Here is a 20,290-nt window from a genome sequence, read left to right as displayed (position 1 = left end):
CCGGTGGCGCGCCCGGCTCAGCCGCCGCAGCGGGAGTCGAGCGTCACCCGGTAGCTGCCGAGGCTGGCGTAGTCGCTGTAGCCCGTCGTCCTCGGGTCGCGGGCTCCGACGCCGTCGATCCGGACGAAGTAGACCCCGGCCCGGCGCTTGCCGGCGTACGTCGCGTCGAGACCGCGCGCCTCGCCGGAGGCGGACGACAGCGGGTTGCGCCGCGCGAGCACCCGGCCGGCCCTGTTGGTCAGGGTCAGGCGGATGTCGAGGTTGGGACTCTCCCCGGCATTGCGGGCGCGCACCGTGAGCTTGGCCCGGCAGGTGGTCCTGATCCGGAAGACGTCGGTGTCGCTGCCCCTGCTGATCACACCCCGCGCGGCCTGCCCAGCACGCAGCCTGGTGGCGCTCCCGGAGCGACCGCCGTGGTCGTCGCGGACCCGCGGAGCACCGTTGGAGGCAATGACGGAGAGGTCGTTCTCGCGGTTGTCGGCGTGAGCGTACTCTCCGCGGCTCCACTGGGTGAGCTGGCGGTTCGACGAGCCCATCAACGGCGCCCAGATGCCGTGGCCGCTCGCGTAGGGACTCCTGCGCGTGCCGTCGTGGGAGAGGCCGAGAGTGTGGCCGGCTTCGTGGGAGACGACGTCGGCGATCCGGCGGGGCTGGTTGTTGACCTCCCGGGGGAACACCCAGAAGTCGCGCAAGCGGTTGGCCCGGGACCGATCGAAGATGTCGACGAACGCCACGCCACCACAGCCGGGGCCACCGCAGACCCGTTTGCGCACCGAGTTGGAGCTGGTGATCACGGCACGTACGCCGAACCGCTTGTCGCCGCTGCCGGAGCGGGTGATGTCCCCGGCGGAGGGACGCTCCGTGGTGACGTCGACGGCGAACGGCGCGTAGTCCTCGGCCGCGCGCTTCCACGCGGACTGGATGGCACGCAGCTCACCGGAGCTGAACCCGGAGCGCCCGTCGGTGTCGAAGGCGGGGGCCTTGATGCAGTCGCCGGGACCGGTCCAGCCACTGTCGCAGACCCGCTCGCCGTTGAAGTCGAGATAGATGGTGCGTTTGCCGCCGGGACGGCTGTGCAGCTCGAACGTCTGGGACAGGGGTGCCGAGGCCCGCGCGACGTGCTCGGACACCGTGGACTCGGCCTGCTCGAAGGTGTCCTGGTGCAACAGTCGGCCGTTGCGCACGCGGGCCGTGGAGTCGGACTCGAGGAGCTCGGTCAGCTCCGGGATCGTCTGGTCCACCGTGTCGGCCACCCGGTCCACGACCTGGCCGTCGAGGTGTTGGCCCGCGGCCGAGACCACGTCGTCGGAGCGGTCGGCACCGCCGCGGTCAGCACTGGTCCGGTCAGCGTGGGCCGGGCTGGTGGACAGCCCGGCGGCCACGAGCGTGAGGACAGCAAGGGTGGAGGTGCGAAGCATGAGCGGATTCTGTCACGCCCTTGCCGCCTCGACGCAGTTGACGACTCACGCCCCGCGCGGGGCTCACACCCGCCGCAGGACCGCGGTGACGATGCCGAGGATGCTGGCGTTGCTGCCGTCGATCGGCTCGTAGGCATCGTTGTGGGGCATCAGCCAGACTTCGCCGTCGCGCCGCTGCAGGGTCTTCACGGTGGCTTCGCCGTCGATCAACGCGGCCACGATCTCGCCGTTGCGGGCGGTCTGCTCCTGACGGACCACGACGTAGTCGCCGTTGCAGATGGCGGCGTCGATCATCGAGTCACCGGAGACCTCGAGCAGGAACAGGGTGCCCTCACCGACGAGCGTCTTCGGCAGCGGGAAGATCTCCTCGACACGCTCCTCGGCCAGGATCGGGCCGCCGGCCGCGATCCGGCCAACGACGGGGACGTAGGTGGCGGACGGCATCGCGTCGCCGATGCCGGTCTCGTCGATGACGGACTCACCGGCCGACCCGACGGCGCGGCCCGGGGCCATCGTCTCGGGCAGGAACACCTGGATCGCGCGGGGACGGTTGGGGTCGCGCTTGATGAAGCCCTTGGCCTCGAGGACCTTGAGCTGGTGGGAGACCGAGGAGGAGCTGGTCAGGCCGACCGTCTCGCCGATCTCGCGCATGCTCGGCGGGTAGCCCTTGCGCTCGAGGGAGTCGCTGATGCTGTTCAGGATGCGCTGCTGGCGCGGGGTCAGGCCCGTCGCGTCGGGAGGCCCGTCGGGGAGTTCGGCGACCTTGTCGTTTCGTGCCATCGGCGTGCCTTCCGCAGTCCTGTCCGGGTGGATTTCCAACGTAGCCTCAATCGCCCTCGGGTTCAAACACCTGTTCGAACGTGTCGCGGGTTCAGGTGCGAGCTGGGTTCGGGCGTGCGAAGGGCGGGGTGGCCGGTTGTCGGCGCCCCGCCCTTCGTCTTCCCCATCCGCAGGCCGGGGTCGAGGCGACCTGCGGAAATCTGTGTCAGCTGATCGGCACGAAGATGGTCTGGCCGGTCATCAGCATCGAGGAGTCGAGCGCGTTGAGCTGCTTGATCTCGTGCACCATGTCACGCACCTCGCCGTCCCCGGCCAGGTCGCCCGCGATGCTCCACAACGTGTCGCCGGACTCGACCACGACTGCCCGGGTCGGCTGGTCGACGCCGGCGTGGTTGGTGGCCGTCGATGCGTTGGCCAGGAGAAGGGCGGCGCCCATGACCACCAGCAGTGCCGCGATGAAGATGACCACGCGGCCGCGCCGGGTGAGGCGGAGCTGGCGCTGGCCGACCTTGCCTTGGCTGGTCTGGCGCTGGCCGACCTGGATCGTGCTGACCTGGCGCTGGCCGACCGGGATCGTGCTGGTCTGGCTGGCGGGGCTGAGGGTCATGGTGCTCATCGAGACCTCCGGGGGAAGTGGGTGGTCGGTGCTGAGCGAATGTCTAACGGTGACCACCGACAACGGCCTCCGGGGAAGCTGTGGAGCTGTCGGGATCGATCAGACTTTCGATCGAACACATGTACGAAGTTAGATCATGTGTTCGAACAAGGCAAGGATTTCCTCGAACAAAGATTCGACGTGTCGTGCGGCGGGTGGACGGGACCGGGAGAGCGCCGTATCCCCACGGCTGTCCGCGGGGAGCCTTCGGCTGCCCAGCGAGGCGCAGACGGCGTCGGCACCGTCCTCTTCGCCGCCGCCCTGTGACGCACGGTGATGAGCGGCCTGTCCGTCTCGAAGGGCTCCGGGTGGGCGGTCGCCCGCGGACTGGCCGCGGTGGACCAATTGGTCCACGGCGGCCAGTGCGGAACGCGTTGCTGTTGGGCCGGGGCGTCAGGGCCCGGCGCTCGGCCACGGTGCCCTCATGGCCGCAGCCCTGGACGTCCCCGACGGAGCCCGGTGAGGCGCGCCGTGGTGCCGACCGACTCGGCTCAGCTGCCCGACCAGGCAGCCCACAGCTCGGCGTACCGACCGCCGGAGCGCAACAGCTCGTCGTGGCTGCCCTCCTCGACCACGCGGCCCTCGTGCATGACCAGCACCCGGTCCGCCGACTCCGACTGGGTCAGCCGGTGCGCGACCACGAGGGCGCCGCGGCCCTCGGTGACGGCCAGTGCGGCCCGTTCGAGGTCGCGGGCGCCGGCAGAGCCCGCCTCGGCGGTGGCCTCGTCGAGCACGACGAACCACGGGTCGGCGAGCGCGATCCGGGCCAGGGCGAGGTGCTGGGCCTGGGCCGGGGTCAGCGGGTGGGCGCCGCCACCGATGACGGTGTCGAGGCCGTCGGGCAGCGCCTCGACCCACCCGAGGGCCGAGACGGTCTCGAGCGCCGCCCGGACAGCGTCGTCGGTGGCGTCGGCGGCGACCAGGGTCACCGCGTCGCGCACGGTGCCGGCGAAGACGTAGAAGTCCTGGTTGATCAACGAGACCCGCTGGCGCAGGACGCTGCTGGGCAGCTCCGCCAATGAGGTGCCGGCCAGGTCCACACGTCCGGACGTCGGCGGCAGGACGCCGGCCGCGATCGCGCCGAGTGTCGTCTTGCCGGCCCCGGTGGCACCGACGAGAGCGACCCGCTCGCCCGGTGCGATGGTGACCGCGACCGAGGAGAGCACCGGGCGCCCCTCGACGTACGCGTGGTCGATGCCGGCGAGTGTCAGTGGCCCCGGAGCGGCCGGCAGCGAACCCGGCCGGGCAGGCGGAGGGGGCAGCAGCGAGACGCCGGCCAGGCGGGAGAGCGAGGCGCCGGTCGACTGCACCGAGTCAAAGATGTAGAGCAGCGCGTTGATCGGGTTGAAGAGTCGGTGGAAGTAGAGCGCGGCGGCGGTCACCGCGCCCACCGTGGTGGAGTCGGCGCGCACCAGCAGGAAACCGGTGGTCAGCACCAGCAGCAGCCCGATCAGCTCGGCGCGGTTGGAGCGTGCGCCGAAGCGGGTGAGCAGCCTGAACACGGTGACGGAGATGGTGCGGGCCTCGTCGGAGCGGTCCTCGATGGTGGCCACCTGGTCGGCCGACATCCCGAAGGCGCGCACGGTGGGTGCACCCTGCAGCCCGCTGACCATGGCCTGGGCGCGCTCGCCCTGGGCCACGCGTTCGCGCGCGTAGTAGGGGCCCGACTTCGGGAGGTACCAGCGCAGTCCCATCACGTAGAACGGCAGCGCCCCCAAGCCGGCCAGGCCCAGACGCCAGTCGAGCGCGAAGAGGCCGGCGGCGGTGAAGGCCACGAGCACCAGCGAGTTCACCAGCGTCGGCACGATCTCGGTGAGCGAGCTGGCGACGGTGCGGGCGTCGTCCCCGACGCGGGAGAGCAGGTCGCCGGTGCCGGCTGCCTCGACGCGGGCCGAGTCCAGGGCGAGTGCCTTGTCGAGCACGTCCTCGCGCAGCTCGGCCAGAGCGGGCTCGCCGGCGCGGGCGAGGAAGGCGACGGAGGCCCAGGTGAACAACCCGCCTCCCACGGCTGCGACGCCGATGACGACGGCGGCCGTGGTGAGCTCGCGCGCCGGGGCGCCCTCGATGACCAGGTCGACGATGTGCCCGAGCATCCACGGCGCCACCAAGGCGCAGAGGCCGGCCAGCACGAACGAGACGATCGATGCCACCAGCGGCAACCGGTGACGGGCGACCAGGCGCCAGGCGAGCCCGGCCGTCTCCTGGCGCGTGGCGATGGGGAGGAGGTGGCGCGTGCTCATCGCAGCACCACCTCGGCGTACGTCGGGTCGGCGGCGAGCTCGTGGTGGGTGCCCTCGCCGGTGACGCCGGCGTCGGTGATCAGCAAGACCCGGTCGCACTGCGCGAGGAGGGCGGGGGAGGAGGTGACCAGCCACGTCGTACGCCGCCCCGCGGCGTCGCTGCGCAGCTCGCGGATGCCTGCTGCGATGCGGTGCTCGGTGACCGCATCGACGGCGGTGGTGGGGTCGTGCAGCACGAGCAGGGGCGCGTCCGTGGCGAGGGCGCGGGCCAGCGCGATGCGTTGGCGCTGGCCTCCGGAGAAGGTGGCGCCGTCGGGGGTGACCGGTTGGTCGAGGCCTTCGGGGACGAGCGAGACCACGTCGGCGCAGGCCGACGCGTCGAGCAGTCGGTCCAGCTCCGCGGGGGCGAGCGTGGAGGTCGGGTCGATGTTGCTGCGCAGGGTGCCCTCGAAGAGGTCGACGTGGTGCGGGCTGACCAGCAGGTGCTCGTTGCGGGCGGCGAGGGACAGCTCGTCCAGCGGCAGGCCGCCCAGGGTGAGGTCGCCGGAGACAGGGGACGACGAGCCGCTCACGAGCGCCATCAGTGAAGCGGCAGCCGCCGGGTCGGTGACCGCGATGCCGAGGATCTCGCCGGGGCGAGAGTCCAGGCTGACCCGGTTGAGGCCGGGAGCCGTGACGGAGGTGAGTCGCAGTCCTGCCCCCGAGTGCGGGTGCGCGTCGCCGACCGGCACCAGGTGCGGGGTGTGCAGGAACACCACGATCCGGCGGGCGGAGGCGTGGGCCCGTGCGGTGTGGGCGGAGATGTCGCCGAGCATGCCGAGGGGCTCGGCCAGGAACTGGGTCAGGCCGACCACGGCGATCAGCTCGCCGATGCTGATGTCACCGGAGAGTGCCCGGTGCCCGGCGACCACAGCGACGGCCGCGAGGAACAGTCCCGAGAGGCCCTGGGTGAGGCCGGCCATCGCGCCGTACGTCGACGTGCTCCGCACGGATGCGTCGCGGGCCCGTCCGCTGAGTGCTCGGTAGCGGGACCCGGCGACCGACTCGGCACCGATTCCCTTGAGAACGCGCAGGCCGCGGATCAGGTCGGTGGCGACGCCGGTCGCCTCGGCGACCGTGGACTGCTGGTGCTCGGTGTGCCGGGAGATCGCGGGGGTGATCGCCTGGGTCAGCGCGAGCACCATCGGGACGCCGACGAGCACCACGAGGCCGAGCGTCAGGTCCAGGGTGAGGAGGTACCACGACGCTCCGGCCAGCGAGATGACCGCGGCGACCGTGAAGCCCATGGAGCGGATGAACTGCCCGACGAGCTCGGCGTCGGCAGTGGCCAGCGAGAGTGTCTCGCCGGGGCGCAGGGACGTCCTGGCTCCGCGCGGGTGCAGCGCGTGCGCCGCGATCTCGACGCGGGTCCGGTGCATCTCCTGCTGCATGACGCTGAACCCGATCTGTGCGCCGAACCGGTAGCCGTAGGAGAGGAAGCCGAAGAGCGCGCAGAGGGCGAGTCCCCAGACGACCATCTCGCGGACCTCGCCGGTGGCGACCGCGCGATCGATGATCAGGCCGATCATCACCGGCACCAGGGTCTCGCAGGCCTGCCAGAGGCTGAGCAGACCGAAGCTGGCGACCAGGCGAGCCTTGTTGCGGGCCAGCCCGCGTCGCAGGAGGGCCCAGGCGCTGGCCGGTGGCGTGGAAGTTCCAGGCGTTCCGGGGGGTGCGTGGACTCGCTCGGGCGGGGCGACCGTTGGCCGCGCGGGGGAAGGTGGAACCACCGAGTTAGGTTAACCTAACTGGATCTTCCGCGGTCACCGGGCGAGGCGCTTGCGTCGTGGGGTGTGGTCAGCGGGCGAGGCGTTTGCCTTTGTGGGGTGCGGTCATCGGGCGCTGCGCGGGGCCTCGTGGCGTGCGGTCACCGGGCGATGCGCTTGCCCTTGTAGCGCGCGGACGGCACCTTGGGCACCTCGGCCGTGTCGCCGGACAGCAGGTTGTGTCCGACCTGGTTGCCCGCTGCGCTGTTGTTGCTGGATGCGCTGTGGTTGCTGGATGCACTGTTGTTGCCGGATGCGCTGTGGTGGCCCTGGGGCGGGGTGTCCCGACTCGGGTCGGGACCGGGTGTGGTGCGCGGTTCCGGGACGGCGGCCGGCGTGATGCTGCCCGAGGTGCCGGGGCTGGTGGTCGCCGAGCTCGGCGAACCGCTGGCGGTGCCGGCGCTCGGTGTGCTGCTGGCGCTGCTGGCGGTGCCGGTGCCGGCGCTCGGCGTGCTGCTGGCGCTGCCGGTGCCCGTGGTGCTCGGCGCGCTGCTCGCGGTGTTCGGGATGTTGCTGGTGCTCGAGCCCGCGCTGGCAGTGGTGCTGCTCACGTGCGAGCCCGCGCTGGCAGTGGTGCTGCTCACGTGCGAGCCCGCGCTGGCAGTGGTGTCGCTCGCGCTGGTGCTGCTCGTACCTGCGCTCGAGACGGTCGTGGGCCTCGTGGGGCTCGGCGCGCGCGTCCCTCTGCCGTCCGGACCGGTCGGGGCGGTGATGATGCCGGTCGCGCGCAGGAGTCGGCCGATCAGGATCATCCCGACGAACAGGCAGGCAGCGGCGCCCAGGCAGGCCAGGCCGAGGAAGGTCCAGGCCCCCGACTCGCCGCCACGCGCCGAGCGCCCGAAGTCGATCGCGGCGAACACGAGATAGCCCCACGCGACCACGCAGACGGTGATCGCCAGGCACAGGAGCAGGGCAGACCGACTCGGGAGCGACCGCTTCTTTGGCCCCCGCCGAGATCCTGCTCTTTTTCCGGCCCCCTGCTTTGCCACGATGGCCATTGTGTCAGGCCGCTACGAATGGCGGGCGGGGTCAGCGAAAATGTGGCCCGCACGACACCCTGGCTTGGGCCACGGCCGACAGTGGAGGATTTCACGCACTGTCTGCGTGAAATCCTCCACTGTCCGGCGGCTGCGCGCGCAGGAGTAGGCCGACCGCGCAGTCGGCACCGCACGAACGGGGTCGGCCGGTCCAGCCGCGAGCCCACAGGATCCGCACGAGGGCCGCGGCGAGACGGCAGGGATCGAGCACCTGGTGCCAGCGGGCTCGCACGGTGACCCGCTGGTCGATGAGCGCATCGATGTCTCGGTCGAGGTCCTGGCCTGCATCGTCGGACCACTCGTGGCCCAGGCGACCGTCGAGCTCGACGATCACGGCGTACTTCTCGTAGTCGGCGTCGCGGAAGACCACTCCGCGCTCCCGGCGCTCCCGGCGTTGCCGGCGTGCGGTGGGCAGGCCGTGCCTGCGCTCGACGTCGACCAGGTAGCGCTGCTCGAGCGCCGAGAAGGCTCCCGATGACACGTCCGCGAGCAGGCGGAGCAACAGCTTGCGATGCCGCATCCGTGGGCGGAGCTCGAGCGCGACCAGCAGGCGCTGGGCTGTGGTTCGCCGGGACTGGACGGCATCCGACAGCACTCCGACGGCAGCGGCCTCGTCAGGCGCACGTGAGGCGACCTCGAGCACCGCGTGCTCGAGGCGCACGCGCGGCGGGCTGAGGTGCAGGAGCGCCAGGTCGTCGAAGTTTCGTGAGCGAGTGAGGCGCACACCCGCCACCCGGTCGGGTCGACGGTGCGCCTCCACCATCACGTCGACCCCGACGCCCGGGATCATGGTCGCGCCCCGGCGCCGACCGGTGGGCGCGTCACCGGTCGGCCCGAGTGCGTCGAAGGCCGTCGGACCCGGTGCCCTCAGGAAACGGGGGAGGCGAAGGCCATGCGCCACCAGTGCCGAGCCGCCAGTCAGGGCGGCCGGCCAGTGCCGGAGCACCACCGCCCACGCGGACTGCTCCCACGAGAGCGGGCCGTTGTGGTCGACGTAGACACCGGTCATCACACGGGTGAGCGTGCGTCGGCGCACCAGCCGGGCGATGTCGCGGTCGGTGCCGCCGCAGGCCACCACCTGTCGGCGTGAGATCACGCCGGCCTGGTGTTCCTGGATCGCCTGCAGGGCACGGACATCCATGGAGGAAGCCTTCAGCGCCCGGTCGATCGCCGCAACGGGGTCGGCGATGACCTGTGGAGAAGCCGGTGCGGAAGGTCGGCGGGCTGGTCGCTGAGTGCGCGCTTGAGGGTCGAACGATGGAGGATTTCACGCAGCTGGTGCGTGAAATCCTCCACTGTCGGGAGGTCGGCGCTCACAGTTGGCGAGGGCGTCGCCTCAGGTGGCTCGTCAGGTGCCTCGCAAGGCACGCGCAGAGCACTCGCGGGACACTCGAAGGATGCCACTGAGGCGCGTGTCGGAGGGATGATTCGGCCCTGACCTGCGGTTATACGAGTGATGGAAAAAGATCTCGGACGGGGCTTGCATCGGCTGGGGAGCCGACGTACGGTTACCACTACATCTAGTAGTTACACCGTTGTGGTTTTCCACATCTAGTCCACAGGGACTGGGTCGAGAACCCACAGTTGACCGCCAGTTGTCCACAGGGAACGACCTGTTCTCCACAACGAGACCGCCTCAGCAGCCCCCTTCCGTGGGGCCTTCGTGGTGTCCCGTGGAGCGACCGCAAACCCACGCCAGCACAGCGCAACAACTCGCCGTACGAGCCCGTGAAGGAGGCTGCCAGAGATGCACTGCCCCTACTGCCGCAGCACCGACACCCGCGTGCTCGACTCCCGCGTCGGCGACGACGGTGGATCGATCCGCCGCCGCCGGACGTGCCCGGCCTGCAACAAGCGCTGGACGACGGTCGAGCAGATGCAGCTGACGGTGCTCAAGCGCTCCGGCGCGAGCGAGCCGTTCAACCGCGAGAAGGCCGTCTCCGGTGTCCGCAAGGCCTGCAAGGGTCGTCCGGTCACCGCCGACCAGCTGGCCTGCCTGGGCCAGGCCGTCGAAGACGCACTGCGCAGCGGTGGGTCCGCCGAGGTCCCGGCCAACGAGGTCGGCCTCGCCATCCTGGGCCCGTTGCGCGAGCTCGACGAGGTCGCCTACCTGCGCTTCGCCAGCGTCTACCGCGCGTTCGAGTCCGCCGAGGACTTCGAGTCCGAGATCGCGATGCTGCGTGCGGAGCGTTCCGCCGGCGTCTCCCATGGCTTCGAGGCCGGCGCGTCGGCGCCCGGCGAGAAGCAACCCCAGCCCACGGGCTGACCACAGACCGCCCGGCACGTAGTGGGGAAGCTGCGTGCCGGGCGCACTACTCAGGGATCCGTCGCATCGGCGGTCCCAGCAGCAACACCCACATCACCAGTCACACCAGCATCAAGCACACCAGCACCAGTCACACCAGCATCAAGCACACCAGCACCAGTCACACCAGCACCAGGCACGACCAGAAGTTCATCAGCCGGAGATCGGGAAAGAGGAGACATGACGGAGACGGTCAACAGCGGCTCTGCAAAGGCGCAGGGCGGCAAGGGCAAGGGCCTGAAGATCGAACGGGTCTTCAGCACCGAGGGCGTGCACCCCTACGACGAGATCACGTGGGAGCGTCGCGACGTCGTCCAGACGAACTGGAAGACCGGCGAGTCCGTCTTCGAGCAGCGTGGCGTCGAGTACCCCGACTTCTGGAGCGTCAACGCCTCCACGATCGTCACCACCAAGTACTTCCGCGGCGCCGTCGGCACCGACGCCCGCGAGTGGAGCCTCAAGCAGCTCATCGACCGGGTCGTGAACACCTACACCGACGCCGGCCAGGAGCACGGCTACTTCGCCTCCGAGGCCGACGCCGAGCTCTTCGAGCACGAGCTCACCTGGTTGCTGGTGCACCAGTACTTCTCCTTCAACTCTCCCGTCTGGTTCAACGTCGGCACGCCGAGCCCGCAGCAGGTGAGCGCCTGCTTCATCCTCTCCGTGGATGACTCGATGGACTCGATCCTCAACTGGTACAAGGAAGAGGGCTTCATCTTCAAGGGCGGCTCCGGCGCCGGCCTCAACCTCTCCCGCATCCGTTCGTCGAAGGAACTCCTCTCCTCCGGTGGTACGGCGTCGGGCCCGGTCTCCTTCATGCGCGGCGCCGACGCCTCCGCCGGCACCATCAAGTCGGGTGGCGCCACGCGTCGTGCGGCCAAGATGGTCGTGCTCGACGTCGACCACCCCGACATCGAGGAGTTCGTCGAGACCAAGATGAACGAGGAGCACAAGATCCGTGCGCTTCGTGACGCCGGCTTCGACATGGACCTCGGTGGCAAGGACATCACCTCGGTGCAGTACCAGAACGCCAACAACTCGGTGCGCGTCACCGACGAGTTCATGCGTGCGGTCGAGGACGGCACCGAGTTCGGCCTGAAGGCCCGCGGCACCGGCGAGGTCATCGAGACCGTCGACGCCCGCAACCTGTTCCGCAAGATCTCCGAGGCCGCCTGGTCCTGCGCCGACCCGGGCCTGCAGTACGACGACACCATCAACGACTGGCACACCAACCCCGAGACCGGCCGCATCACCGCGTCCAACCCGTGCTCGGAATACATGTCGCTCGACAACTCGTCGTGCAACCTGGCGTCGCTGAACCTGCTGAAGTTCCTCAAGGACGACGACACCTTCGACGCCCCGCTCTTCGCGAAGGCCGTCGAGCTGATCATCACCGCGATGGACATCTCGATCTGCTTCGCCGACTTCCCGACGGAGCCGATCGGCGAGACCACCCGCAACTACCGCCAGCTCGGCATCGGCTACGCCAACCTGGGCGCGCTGCTGATGGCGATGGGTCTGGGCTACGACTCCGACGGTGGCCGCTCGATGGCTGCCGCGATCACGTCGCTGATGACCGGCCAGTCCTACAAGCGCTCGGCAGAGCTCGCCGGCATCGTCGGTCCCTACAACGGCTACGCGCGCAACGCGGACGCCCACAAGCGGGTCATGCGCAAGCACCAGGCCGCCAACGACGCCGTACGCACCCTGCACACCGAGGACCTGGCCGTGCACAAGCTGGCCACCCAGGCGTGGGCCGACGTGCTCACCACCGGTGAGGCCAATGGCTTCCGCAACGCGCAGGCCTCCGTGCTCGCGCCGACCGGCACCATCGGCTTCATGATGGACTGCGACACCACCGGCATCGAGCCGGACTTCTCGCTGGTCAAGTTCAAGAAGCTCGTCGGTGGTGGCTCGATGCAGATCGTGAACCAGACGATCCCGCGGGCGCTGAAGAAGCTGGGCTACCAGCCCGAGCAGATCGAGGCGATCGTTGCCTACATCGCCGAGCACGGTCATGTCATCGACGCGCCGGGTCTGAAGACCGAGCACTACGAGATCTTCGACTGCGCGATGGGTGCCCGGGCGCTCAAGCCCATGGGTCACGTGCGAATGATGGCGGCTGCTCAGCCGTTCTTGAGCGGGGCCGTGAGCAAGACGGTCAACCTTCCTGAGGAGGCGACGGTCGAGGAAATCGAAGACGTTTATCTCCAAGGCTGGAAGCTCGGAATCAAAGCCCTGGCCGTGTACCGCGACAACTGCAAGGTGGGTCAGCCGCTCTCGTCAGGCAAGGGCGAGAACAAGGGCAGCGACTCGAACAGCAAGACGGAATCTGATGTTGTCGAGAAGGTCGTGGAGAAGGTCGTCTACGCCCCGACCCGCAAGCGCCTGCCGAAGTCGCGCGTGTCGCGCACCACGTCGTTCACCGTCGGCGGTGCCGAGGGCTACATGACCTCGGGCGCCCACAACGACGGGGAGCTCGGTGAGGTGTTCCTCAAGCTGGGCAAGCAGGGCTCGACCTTGGCCGGTGTGATGGACGCCTTCTCAATCGCGGTGTCGATCGGCCTGCAGTACGGCGTCCCGCTGGAGACCTATGTCTCGAAGTTCACCAACCTGCGCTTCGAGCCGGCCGGCATGACCGATGACCCGGACGTGCGGATGGCGCAGTCGATCATGGACTACATCTTCCGCCGTCTGGCCCTGGACTACATGTCCTTCGAGGACCGCTCGGCTCTCGGCATCTACTCCGCCGAGGAGCGTCAGCGCCAGCTCGAGACCGGTTCCTACGAACTGGTCGAGGAGACCGGTAGCGCCTCCGAGCTCGTCGAGCCCCCGGTGGTTGAGGAGCCGAGGAACGAGGCGTCTTCTGCGGTGGTTGAGGAGCCGAGGAACGAGGCGTCTCGAAACCAAGCCCCGGTCGAGGCAACGATCGTCGAAGCACCCCAGAGTGCCCACACCTCCGCCGAGCTTCTCGAGAAGATCAGCGGTACGGCGATCGACAGCCCGCTCTGCCTCACCTGCGGCACCAAGATGCGCCCCGCCGGCTCGTGCCACGTGTGCGAAGGTTGCGGAAGCACCTCCGGCTGCAGCTGATCAACTGAGCTGACCCCTGCGAACGGGCCTGACACCACTGAGTGTCGGGCCCGTTCTGCGTTGTCGGTGGCTTCCTGTAGAACCGACACACACATTCACCCAGGGGTCGAGAACGGCAGTCGTCATGCTGCTCGAATCAACTGTTGCTCTTGCCATCCGCGGTCGTGGACTGCGTGAATACTCGCCTTCGGCTGAGCTCTTGGTCTCAGCCGGCGGCGACGAGGTGCCCAGACTGATCGCTGCTGGGGACGTTGAACCGGGGGACTACGTGGGCGTTCGCTATGGAGGCGCGTGGGCGAGTGAACCGGCGGTGTTGCCGCGTCCCGTCGATCGGCCGCTCCGTGGAAGGGAGAAGGCCATCCGAATCCCGAAGACGCTCACAGATGATTTGGCGCTGTTCTTGGGTGCCTACTTCTCCGAAGGACACCGCAATCTGTGCAACTGGACGGTTGTGATCACCAACTCCGTCGACAGCGTCCTCGAGCGAGTCCAACAAGCGTGCTTCGCTACGTTCGGCCTTCAAGGGCAGATCATCCATCAAAATGGCAAGTGTCCCGGTTTCAATGTTGCAAGCAAGCGGCTCGTGGAGTTTCTGGCGTTGCTGGGATGCGGAGGTCGTGCGTCAGAAAAGCGTGTACCACCGGTCATCGCTGCATCTACCCGCGAGCGGGTGCTCACCTTTCTGCAAGGCGCGGCTCTGGATGCCTACACCTGCACGACAGGCCTGCCCCGCTGGGCCATCTGCCTCGATTCGTCCGACGCGATCGATGAGCTCCAGGATCTCGTAACGGTCAAGTCCCGGGTAGTGGTGTAGCGCTGCGTTCTCCTTGTTGATGGTTCAGGCAGTCAGTTCGGGTAGGTCGTTGACTCCGATCTCGGGTTCGGTGGTGGGCACGATGTTGATGCGGCAGCGAGTGAGGACTTCGAGTCCGAGGTAGCGGCGGCCTTCGGCCCACTCGTCGGTCTGCTCGGCGAGGACGGCGCCGACGAGCCGGACGATGGCGTCACGATTGGGGAAGATCCCAACGCTGTCGGTGCGGCGCCGGATCTCGCGGTTGAGGCGTTCGGCGGGGTTGTTGGACCAGATCTGGGTCCAGACGTCTTTCGGGAACGCGGTGAAGGCGAGGATGTCGGCACGGGCACCGTCGAGGTGCTCGTGGACCTCAGGGAGTTTGTCGGCGACGTAGTCGAGCAGCCGGTCGAACTGGGCGTGCACGGCGGGCGCGTCGGGCTGGTCGTAGACCGAGTGCAGCATCGCCTTCACAGCAGGCCACATCGTCTTCGGTGTGGTCGACATGAGGTTCGCTGCGTAGTGAGTGCGGCAACGCTGCCAGCTGGCGCCGGGCAGGTTCGCCGCGATCGCCTCGACCAGCCCGGCGTGGGCATCGGAGGTGACGAGGCGGACACCGCTCAGGCCGCGGGCTGTGAGGTCGGCGAAGAACTCGTTCCACGCCGCACCGGTCTCTGACGTCGCGACGCGCATGCCGAGGACCTCGCGGTGTCCGTCGCCGTTGACGCCGGTCGCGACCAGGACGACCGCGTTGATCACACGGCCGCCCTCGCGGACCTTCATCGTCAACGCGTCGGCGGCGACGAACGTGAACGGCCCCGCTGCATCCAAGGGCCGGTGCCGGAACTGTTCGACGTGCTCGTCGAGCTCAGCTGCCATCCGCGAGACCTGGGACTTCGAGAGTGAGTCGATGCCGAGGGTCTTGACGAGCTTGTCCATCCGCCGGGTGGACACCCCGGCGAGGTAGCAGTCGGCCACGACGGTAATCAGCGCAGACTCGGCGCGCTTGCGACGCTCGAGGAGCCACTCAGGGAAATAGGTGCCCTTCCTGAGCTTGGGGATCGAGACGTCGACGGTGCCGACGCGGGTGTCGAGGTCGCGGTGGCGATAACCGTTGCGCTGGCTGGTCCGGCTCGGGGTCGGGCGGCCGTACTCGGCACCGACCACGGCGTCGGCATCGGCACTGAGCAGGGTGTTGATGATCGACTGGAGCAGCGAGCGCATGAGATCTGGACTCGCCTCAGCGAGGGCTTCGCCGAGCAGGCCGGCAGGGTCGACAATGTGGGGAGCGGTCATCGTGATGACTCCATTCGAGGATTCTGTGGAAGGTTGACTCGAAGGATCACGCGGTGGCCGCGTCCACGTCCGACATACACGCCGGTCACGAAGACAGCGACCGCGCTACACCACTATCGGGGACTCAACTGCGACCGAGCGCTGGCTCGCCTGTTGCTCACGAAGGTTCGACGGGGTCCCTGGGAGCAGCAAGGTCGGAGACGTCCCACGGCGCCGCCTCTGACCAATGGGACGGCGGCGTCGAAGCCGGGCGGCCGGGGAGCACACACCCTGTCGCCCATTACTCATCGAGGGCATCGAGGCCGCGCATGCCCAAGTCACGGGGTGGCCCTACGCAGGCTTTTCAAGGTTCTCGCTCGATCCATGGCCTCGGCTGCTCCAGCCGGGAGGAACGCACGGCCATTGCCCGGACCCACCCGCCGAATCGAACCCCGCAGCAACACGTCGAGCTCGACTCCAATACAGGACCGTCGGTCGTGCGCTGAAGCAGCTCCTAGAGCGGAGCCTGGGCTGAGCTACCGAAGTAACGCCAAGGATCTCGCTATCGCAGCCGGGTTTCGTGGCAGGATCCCTGTCGTGAAGAATTATCCGGGTCGCTGGCTGGTGGCTGTCGTAGTCCTGCTGTGGGCGGTGAGTGTGCTCTACGTGATCGCCTGCTTGCTAGCACCAACTGTTATCGGCGAGGCCGGCTGCGAACTTGCACCCGGGACTTCAATTTATGGTTCTGCAAGCCGGAGCTGGCTGCCGCCAGGAACTACCTGCACTTACAATCTCACAGATGCTCAGGTTCCTGCTGAGAACTATGTCGTTGCGCCCTCCACCGAGCGTCTACTCCTCGTAGCCGTGGCGATTATGGGTCTTCCTCTCGCCTACCATCTCCACCGAGTGCTCAGCCGAGCAGGCTCTGTCAAGTCCTGACACTTGCCTGCGAGGGCCCGTCCGTGAATGGTCTTTCTGACCGGGTTTCTCGGTTTGGCAGTGGTAAGTCGAAGGTCTTGCCTAGTCTTCTCCTCCTACATCTACTTTCATGGGGGAATCTCGTTGACACTTCGACGATTCGGCATCGCAGGTGCCGCATCAGCTCTGCTCCTTGCTTCTGGTGTCACAACAGTCGGATTTGCAGGCACGGGTGATACAGCTGTTGCGGCAGACCAACTCCAAGCACAGCCATTGATCACGGAGGCCCCGGATTCCGGAGAGGCACGCCTTCAATCGAAACTCACTGGCCACTCAGTCGAAGACCTGTCCCAACGTGACGAATTCTCTCGTGTTCTCGCGAATCCTGATGGCTCGTGGACTGCGCAGACTCACCCTGAGCCGGTTTGGGTTAAGTCTGACGACGGCGAGTGGCACGACGTGGATACGCACCTTGTCCGGCGGGGAGACGTGCTCGTTCCCAAATACGCTGTTGCTGACGTTGCGCTCCCGGCGGATCAGAGCAGGACCTTTGCGACTCTCTCTCAGGGAGACTCGACTATCGAGTGGAGTTGGGGCGAGCAGCTTCCAGAACCCATTGTGGACGGACCCACGGCTACATACCCCGATGTCATCGAGGGCGGGGACCTCCAAGTAACGGCCCTCGCAACAGGCTTCACCTACAACTTCATCCTACGAGAAGCCCCTACCGAGCCGCTGGTGCTACCGGTCCTCGTCGAGGGTGGCGACGTGCGCGAAACCGCCCAGGGAGCGATCAAGGTTTCCACCCCGGATGACGACCTATCTGCCTCTGCGCCTCAGCCGGTCATGTGGGACTCCTCAGACGGCGTCAGAGACGAGCCTGGGAACGCCGCGACCGTCGACACCACCCTCAGCGGCGCGAGCACCGACCAAACCACGATCAATCTGAAACCGAACCGCGACTTTCTGACCGACGCCGCCACGGAATACCCCGTCGTCGTTGACCCCTCGTTCACCACCTTCGCCTCTGGCGACGCATGGGTTCAAAACCGCACGTACACCACGGGCCAGACAAGCAGCCCAGAACTCCGTGTCGGAACCAATGACGGAGGCACGACCCGATCGCGCGCATTTATGCACTTCGACAACGGCACCGCGCGTTGGGAAGGCAAAAAGATCCTGTCGGCGAAACTCGTCCTGAGGAATTTTCACTCGACGACATGTGCCAATTCCCCAACCCGCGCAACACGTATTACCAATGCTTGGCTAGGTGACGACTTGACCTGGAGCAATCAGCCAAGCGTCGCTTCCGCCGGATCTGTCGACTACGGGGTCGCGAAGGGCGCTGACGGGTGCCCTGCCGGCGACGCAACGTGGAATATCACAAACATTGTTGCAGGATGGGCCAGTGGGGCTTTCCCCAACCACGGAATTCGGCTCGCGGCAGGTAACGAATCGAGCAACAATTCTTGGCGCAGGTACCGATCTGTCAACTACACCAACTACCCAAACAACCGGCCCCACATCGATGTCACCTACAACTCCTATCCCGGCGTCCCGTCGTCCCTATCCATCAGTGAGTCGAACAAAATCGGCACCGTCACGCGGACGCGCAGCGTAACGCCGGTTTTCACCACGAAGGTGTCCGATGCGGACCCAGGAACGTCGTCTGCCCAGTACGAAGTCACCCAGGCGGGAACTGTCCTCATCCCATTCACGAGAGGTGTTGGTACCAACGCGGCTGACGGGTCGATCTCCTCATTCAAGGTGCCCGAAGGAATACTTACTGAGGGGGACACGTACCAAGTCCGAGCACGTGGTACCGACGGGTCTGTCTACTCAGGAGCAGGATGGGCACTAACCTTCACAGTGGATTCCACAGCACCCGAACCCGTGACTATCACGTCCTCTGTGTACCCAGCCGATAACACTTGGAATGGCGCGGCCAACGAGCAAGGCACATTCGAGGTAACTCCATCGGGCACTGGCACCAAAGTGAGAGCGTGGCTAGATGAGCAGGCCCCACAAGAGCAGGCCACAACCGGAGCGCCCGTCAACTTTATGGTGACCCCTAGTTCGACTGGCAGACACGTTTTCAAGGCTCAAGCAATCGACGCCGCGGGAAACGCTTCTGAAACGATCGAGCACTCTTTCCTAGTCGGAGACCTCGATGCACAGTCCACGAGCGAGCTCGTCAACCAAGTGGTGCAAGAGCACTTCGGAGACCTCGTTACGATCTACGATCCAACTGATCCTGGAGACGAGGCAATAGATGCGGAGAAGGCAGCCGGCACCTTCCCCGCGCTTGACCCAACAACTGACGGCCTCACAAACACAGAGACGCCGCCCCCCGGATTCGTGGACGTCGATGAACCAGAAGTCCTCGAGGTCGACCCAGAGGCCGATTTCCCTACGGACACATTGGTCTTGCCGGAAGACTCAGCAGGCCTAATCGGTCAAATCGACTCCGGGGGAGTCCCAGTCACATCTTGGGACCTTCCCCAAGGAGCATCAAGCAGCGAAGCCGAGCTAACCCCTGGCGATGTCATCGTTTACCCCAACTCAGATCCGGGGATAGACACCATCGCGGTCCGGGAAAGTGAGAACAGCGTAGAGACGTTCCACCTCGTTCGAAGTGCAAACTCGGCCTCCTCATTCACCTACGACCCAACACTGCTGAGCGGGCAGGAGATAATCATCTCCACCGACGACAATATAGCCACGATCGTGGACGAATCTGGGGACTATGTTCTTTCGGTAGAGGCGCCGACAGCGCGTGACGCTGCGGGAGAACAGATTCCGGTTTCCCTAACGAATCAGAACGGCAATCTGGTGGTCGCGCTCGCTCCCACAAGCGAATCGACGGTCACATACCCCGTCCTCGTCGATCCCACCTTCCTAGCCCGAGACTCTTCCTACGCGAAGACGGGTGCAGAACGTGACTTCTGCATTCTGCCTTGGCACCTCAAAGACTGCCAGACCGCTAGGAAGGATGCCGCGAAGGCGAGAGACTCCGCGAACTACAGATTCCGCGACTACCGCGGAAGTCTCTATCAAGGTGCCGGAGACGCCTACCGTCACTGCTACTGGAGTGCCCGCCTCCGTCAACACATCGGTTACGACGACTCCTATGCCATTCTGACGCTGCACGAATCAACGTCTAAGTACAACGACCGAGCCATGGACCTCAACAACAATATGTGGGGCCGTAAAGTCGGCTTGGTATACAAGGAGTCGGCACACCCCATCATGAATTCAGTAGCTTGGTGTGAAGGGTATGCCCACCTCAGTGCGACGCACCCTGATTGGCACCGGCTATACATGCTCGGGCCATGGAATTGCAGTTCTCCTCGACCTCCGGGCTCGAAGGCCCCGCTTTATTGGTCCGAGACCCCCGATGGCCCTTGCTAGTGGCGCGACCCGGCGCTTGGACTGTCCGACCGGGGTGCGAAGCCGGACGACCGGGGGAGCACGGCACAACCAAGCGCCTACTCTTTGCCTCATGACCGAGGTCGTCTCCTACTCCCAGCTCGAGGCACTCGAGGTCGACGTGCTCGTGGACGGGACGTGGTTGCTTCGGCACCCTCCACGAATGGCGGCACGTCGACTCCGGCGACTACATCGCCCACCGCGGCCGCCACGAAACCGAAGCGGAATCAGTCGCCTACGTCCTGGCCGGGCTTGTCGAGCTCGCCACCTCCGCCTACAGCGTCGCCTACGTCCTGGCCGGGCTTGTCGAGCTCGACACCTCCGCCTACAGCGTCGGCTACGTCGCTGGATGGGCCGAAGGAGACCTCGACCTCATCCGCGACACCGCCGAAAACGTCCTGCGCGCGATGCACACCCTGGCACCCGCACTCATCGAAGCCCCCGAACCCACCGAGGCCCATCTAGTGTGCCGCGCACGACCGTCTCGAGATGGCGCCTTTCTGGAACCAAGGTTGCGCGATGCCACGAGCTTGATCGATTGCGCG

12 protein-coding genes are annotated in these 20,290 nt (G+C 66.9%); 5 read left to right on the top strand and 7 right to left on the bottom strand.

Going from position 1 to position 20,290, the window contains the following annotated elements:
- Window positions 1-17: 17 nt before the first annotated feature.
- From ncot_RS16265 to ncot_RS16245, 5 genes are all read right to left on the bottom strand, one after another.
- Complete coding sequence (locus ncot_RS16265) at window positions 18-1,418, bottom strand: hypothetical protein (protein WP_168618541.1); 1,401 nt, start codon at window positions 1,416-1,418, stop codon at window positions 18-20.
- A 63-nt stretch (window positions 1,419-1,481) separates the two neighbouring features.
- A complete protein-coding gene (gene lexA, locus ncot_RS16260) occupies window positions 1,482-2,198 on the bottom strand; it encodes a transcriptional repressor LexA (protein WP_168618540.1) in 717 nt (238 codons plus the stop codon).
- A 205-nt stretch (window positions 2,199-2,403) separates the two neighbouring features.
- Window positions 2,404-2,814, bottom strand: coding sequence for a LysM peptidoglycan-binding domain-containing protein (locus ncot_RS16255; RefSeq protein WP_168618539.1), 411 nt, complete (start codon window positions 2,812-2,814; stop codon window positions 2,404-2,406).
- 530 nt (window positions 2,815-3,344) lie between these two features.
- A complete protein-coding gene (locus ncot_RS16250) occupies window positions 3,345-5,093 on the bottom strand; it encodes an ABC transporter ATP-binding protein (protein WP_168618538.1) in 1,749 nt (582 codons plus the stop codon).
- Window positions 5,090-6,862, bottom strand: a complete 1,773-nt coding sequence (locus tag ncot_RS16245; RefSeq protein WP_168618537.1) for an ABC transporter ATP-binding protein — start codon at window positions 6,860-6,862, stop codon at window positions 5,090-5,092. The genes ncot_RS16250 and ncot_RS16245 overlap by 4 nt, the downstream gene beginning before the upstream one ends.
- Window positions 6,863-7,042: 180 nt before the next feature.
- Here ncot_RS16245 and ncot_RS16240 point away from each other — a divergent pair, with 180 nt between their 5' ends.
- Window positions 7,043-7,765 (top strand): hypothetical protein, encoded by a 723-nt coding sequence (locus ncot_RS16240; RefSeq protein ID WP_168618536.1) that lies wholly within the window; start codon window positions 7,043-7,045, stop codon window positions 7,763-7,765.
- A 222-nt stretch (window positions 7,766-7,987) separates the two neighbouring features.
- On the opposite strand, the gene ncot_RS16235 is transcribed toward ncot_RS16240, so the two are convergent.
- Window positions 7,988-9,076 (bottom strand): hypothetical protein, encoded by a 1,089-nt coding sequence (locus ncot_RS16235; protein ID WP_168618535.1) that lies wholly within the window; start codon window positions 9,074-9,076, stop codon window positions 7,988-7,990.
- 606 nt (window positions 9,077-9,682) lie between these two features.
- Between ncot_RS16235 and nrdR the strand changes: the two genes are divergently transcribed.
- The 3 genes from nrdR (at window position 9,683) to ncot_RS16220 (ending at window position 14,147) form a co-directional block, all read left to right on the top strand.
- On the top strand, window positions 9,683-10,201 hold the full coding sequence (nrdR, locus tag ncot_RS16230) for a transcriptional regulator NrdR (RefSeq protein WP_168618534.1): 519 nt from the start codon (window positions 9,683-9,685) through the stop codon (window positions 10,199-10,201).
- A gap of 219 nt (window positions 10,202-10,420) precedes the next feature.
- Entirely contained in the window at window positions 10,421-13,333 is a 2,913-nt protein-coding gene (locus tag ncot_RS16225) for a vitamin B12-dependent ribonucleotide reductase (protein WP_168618533.1), read from the top strand.
- 124 nt (window positions 13,334-13,457) lie between these two features.
- Window positions 13,458-14,147 (top strand): hypothetical protein, encoded by a 690-nt coding sequence (locus tag ncot_RS16220; RefSeq protein ID WP_168618532.1) that lies wholly within the window; start codon window positions 13,458-13,460, stop codon window positions 14,145-14,147.
- Between the two features lie 24 nt (window positions 14,148-14,171).
- Here ncot_RS16220 and ncot_RS16215 read toward each other — a convergent pair whose 3' ends face one another.
- Window positions 14,172-15,419: an IS256 family transposase gene (locus ncot_RS16215; RefSeq protein WP_168617553.1), complete on the bottom strand. Its 1,248-nt coding sequence runs from the start codon at window positions 15,417-15,419 to the stop codon at window positions 14,172-14,174.
- 945 nt (window positions 15,420-16,364) lie between these two features.
- Here ncot_RS16215 and ncot_RS16210 point away from each other — a divergent pair.
- Complete coding sequence (locus ncot_RS16210) at window positions 16,365-19,727, top strand: DNRLRE domain-containing protein (protein WP_168618531.1); 3,363 nt, start codon at window positions 16,365-16,367, stop codon at window positions 19,725-19,727.
- Window positions 19,728-20,290 lie beyond the last annotated feature (563 nt).

The organism is Nocardioides sp. JQ2195, assembly GCF_012272695.1.
Classification (GTDB): Bacteria; Actinomycetota; Actinomycetes; order Propionibacteriales; family Nocardioidaceae; genus Nocardioides.
Note: the sequence above shows the minus strand (reverse complement) of the source record. Positions and strands in the feature narration are given on the sequence as shown.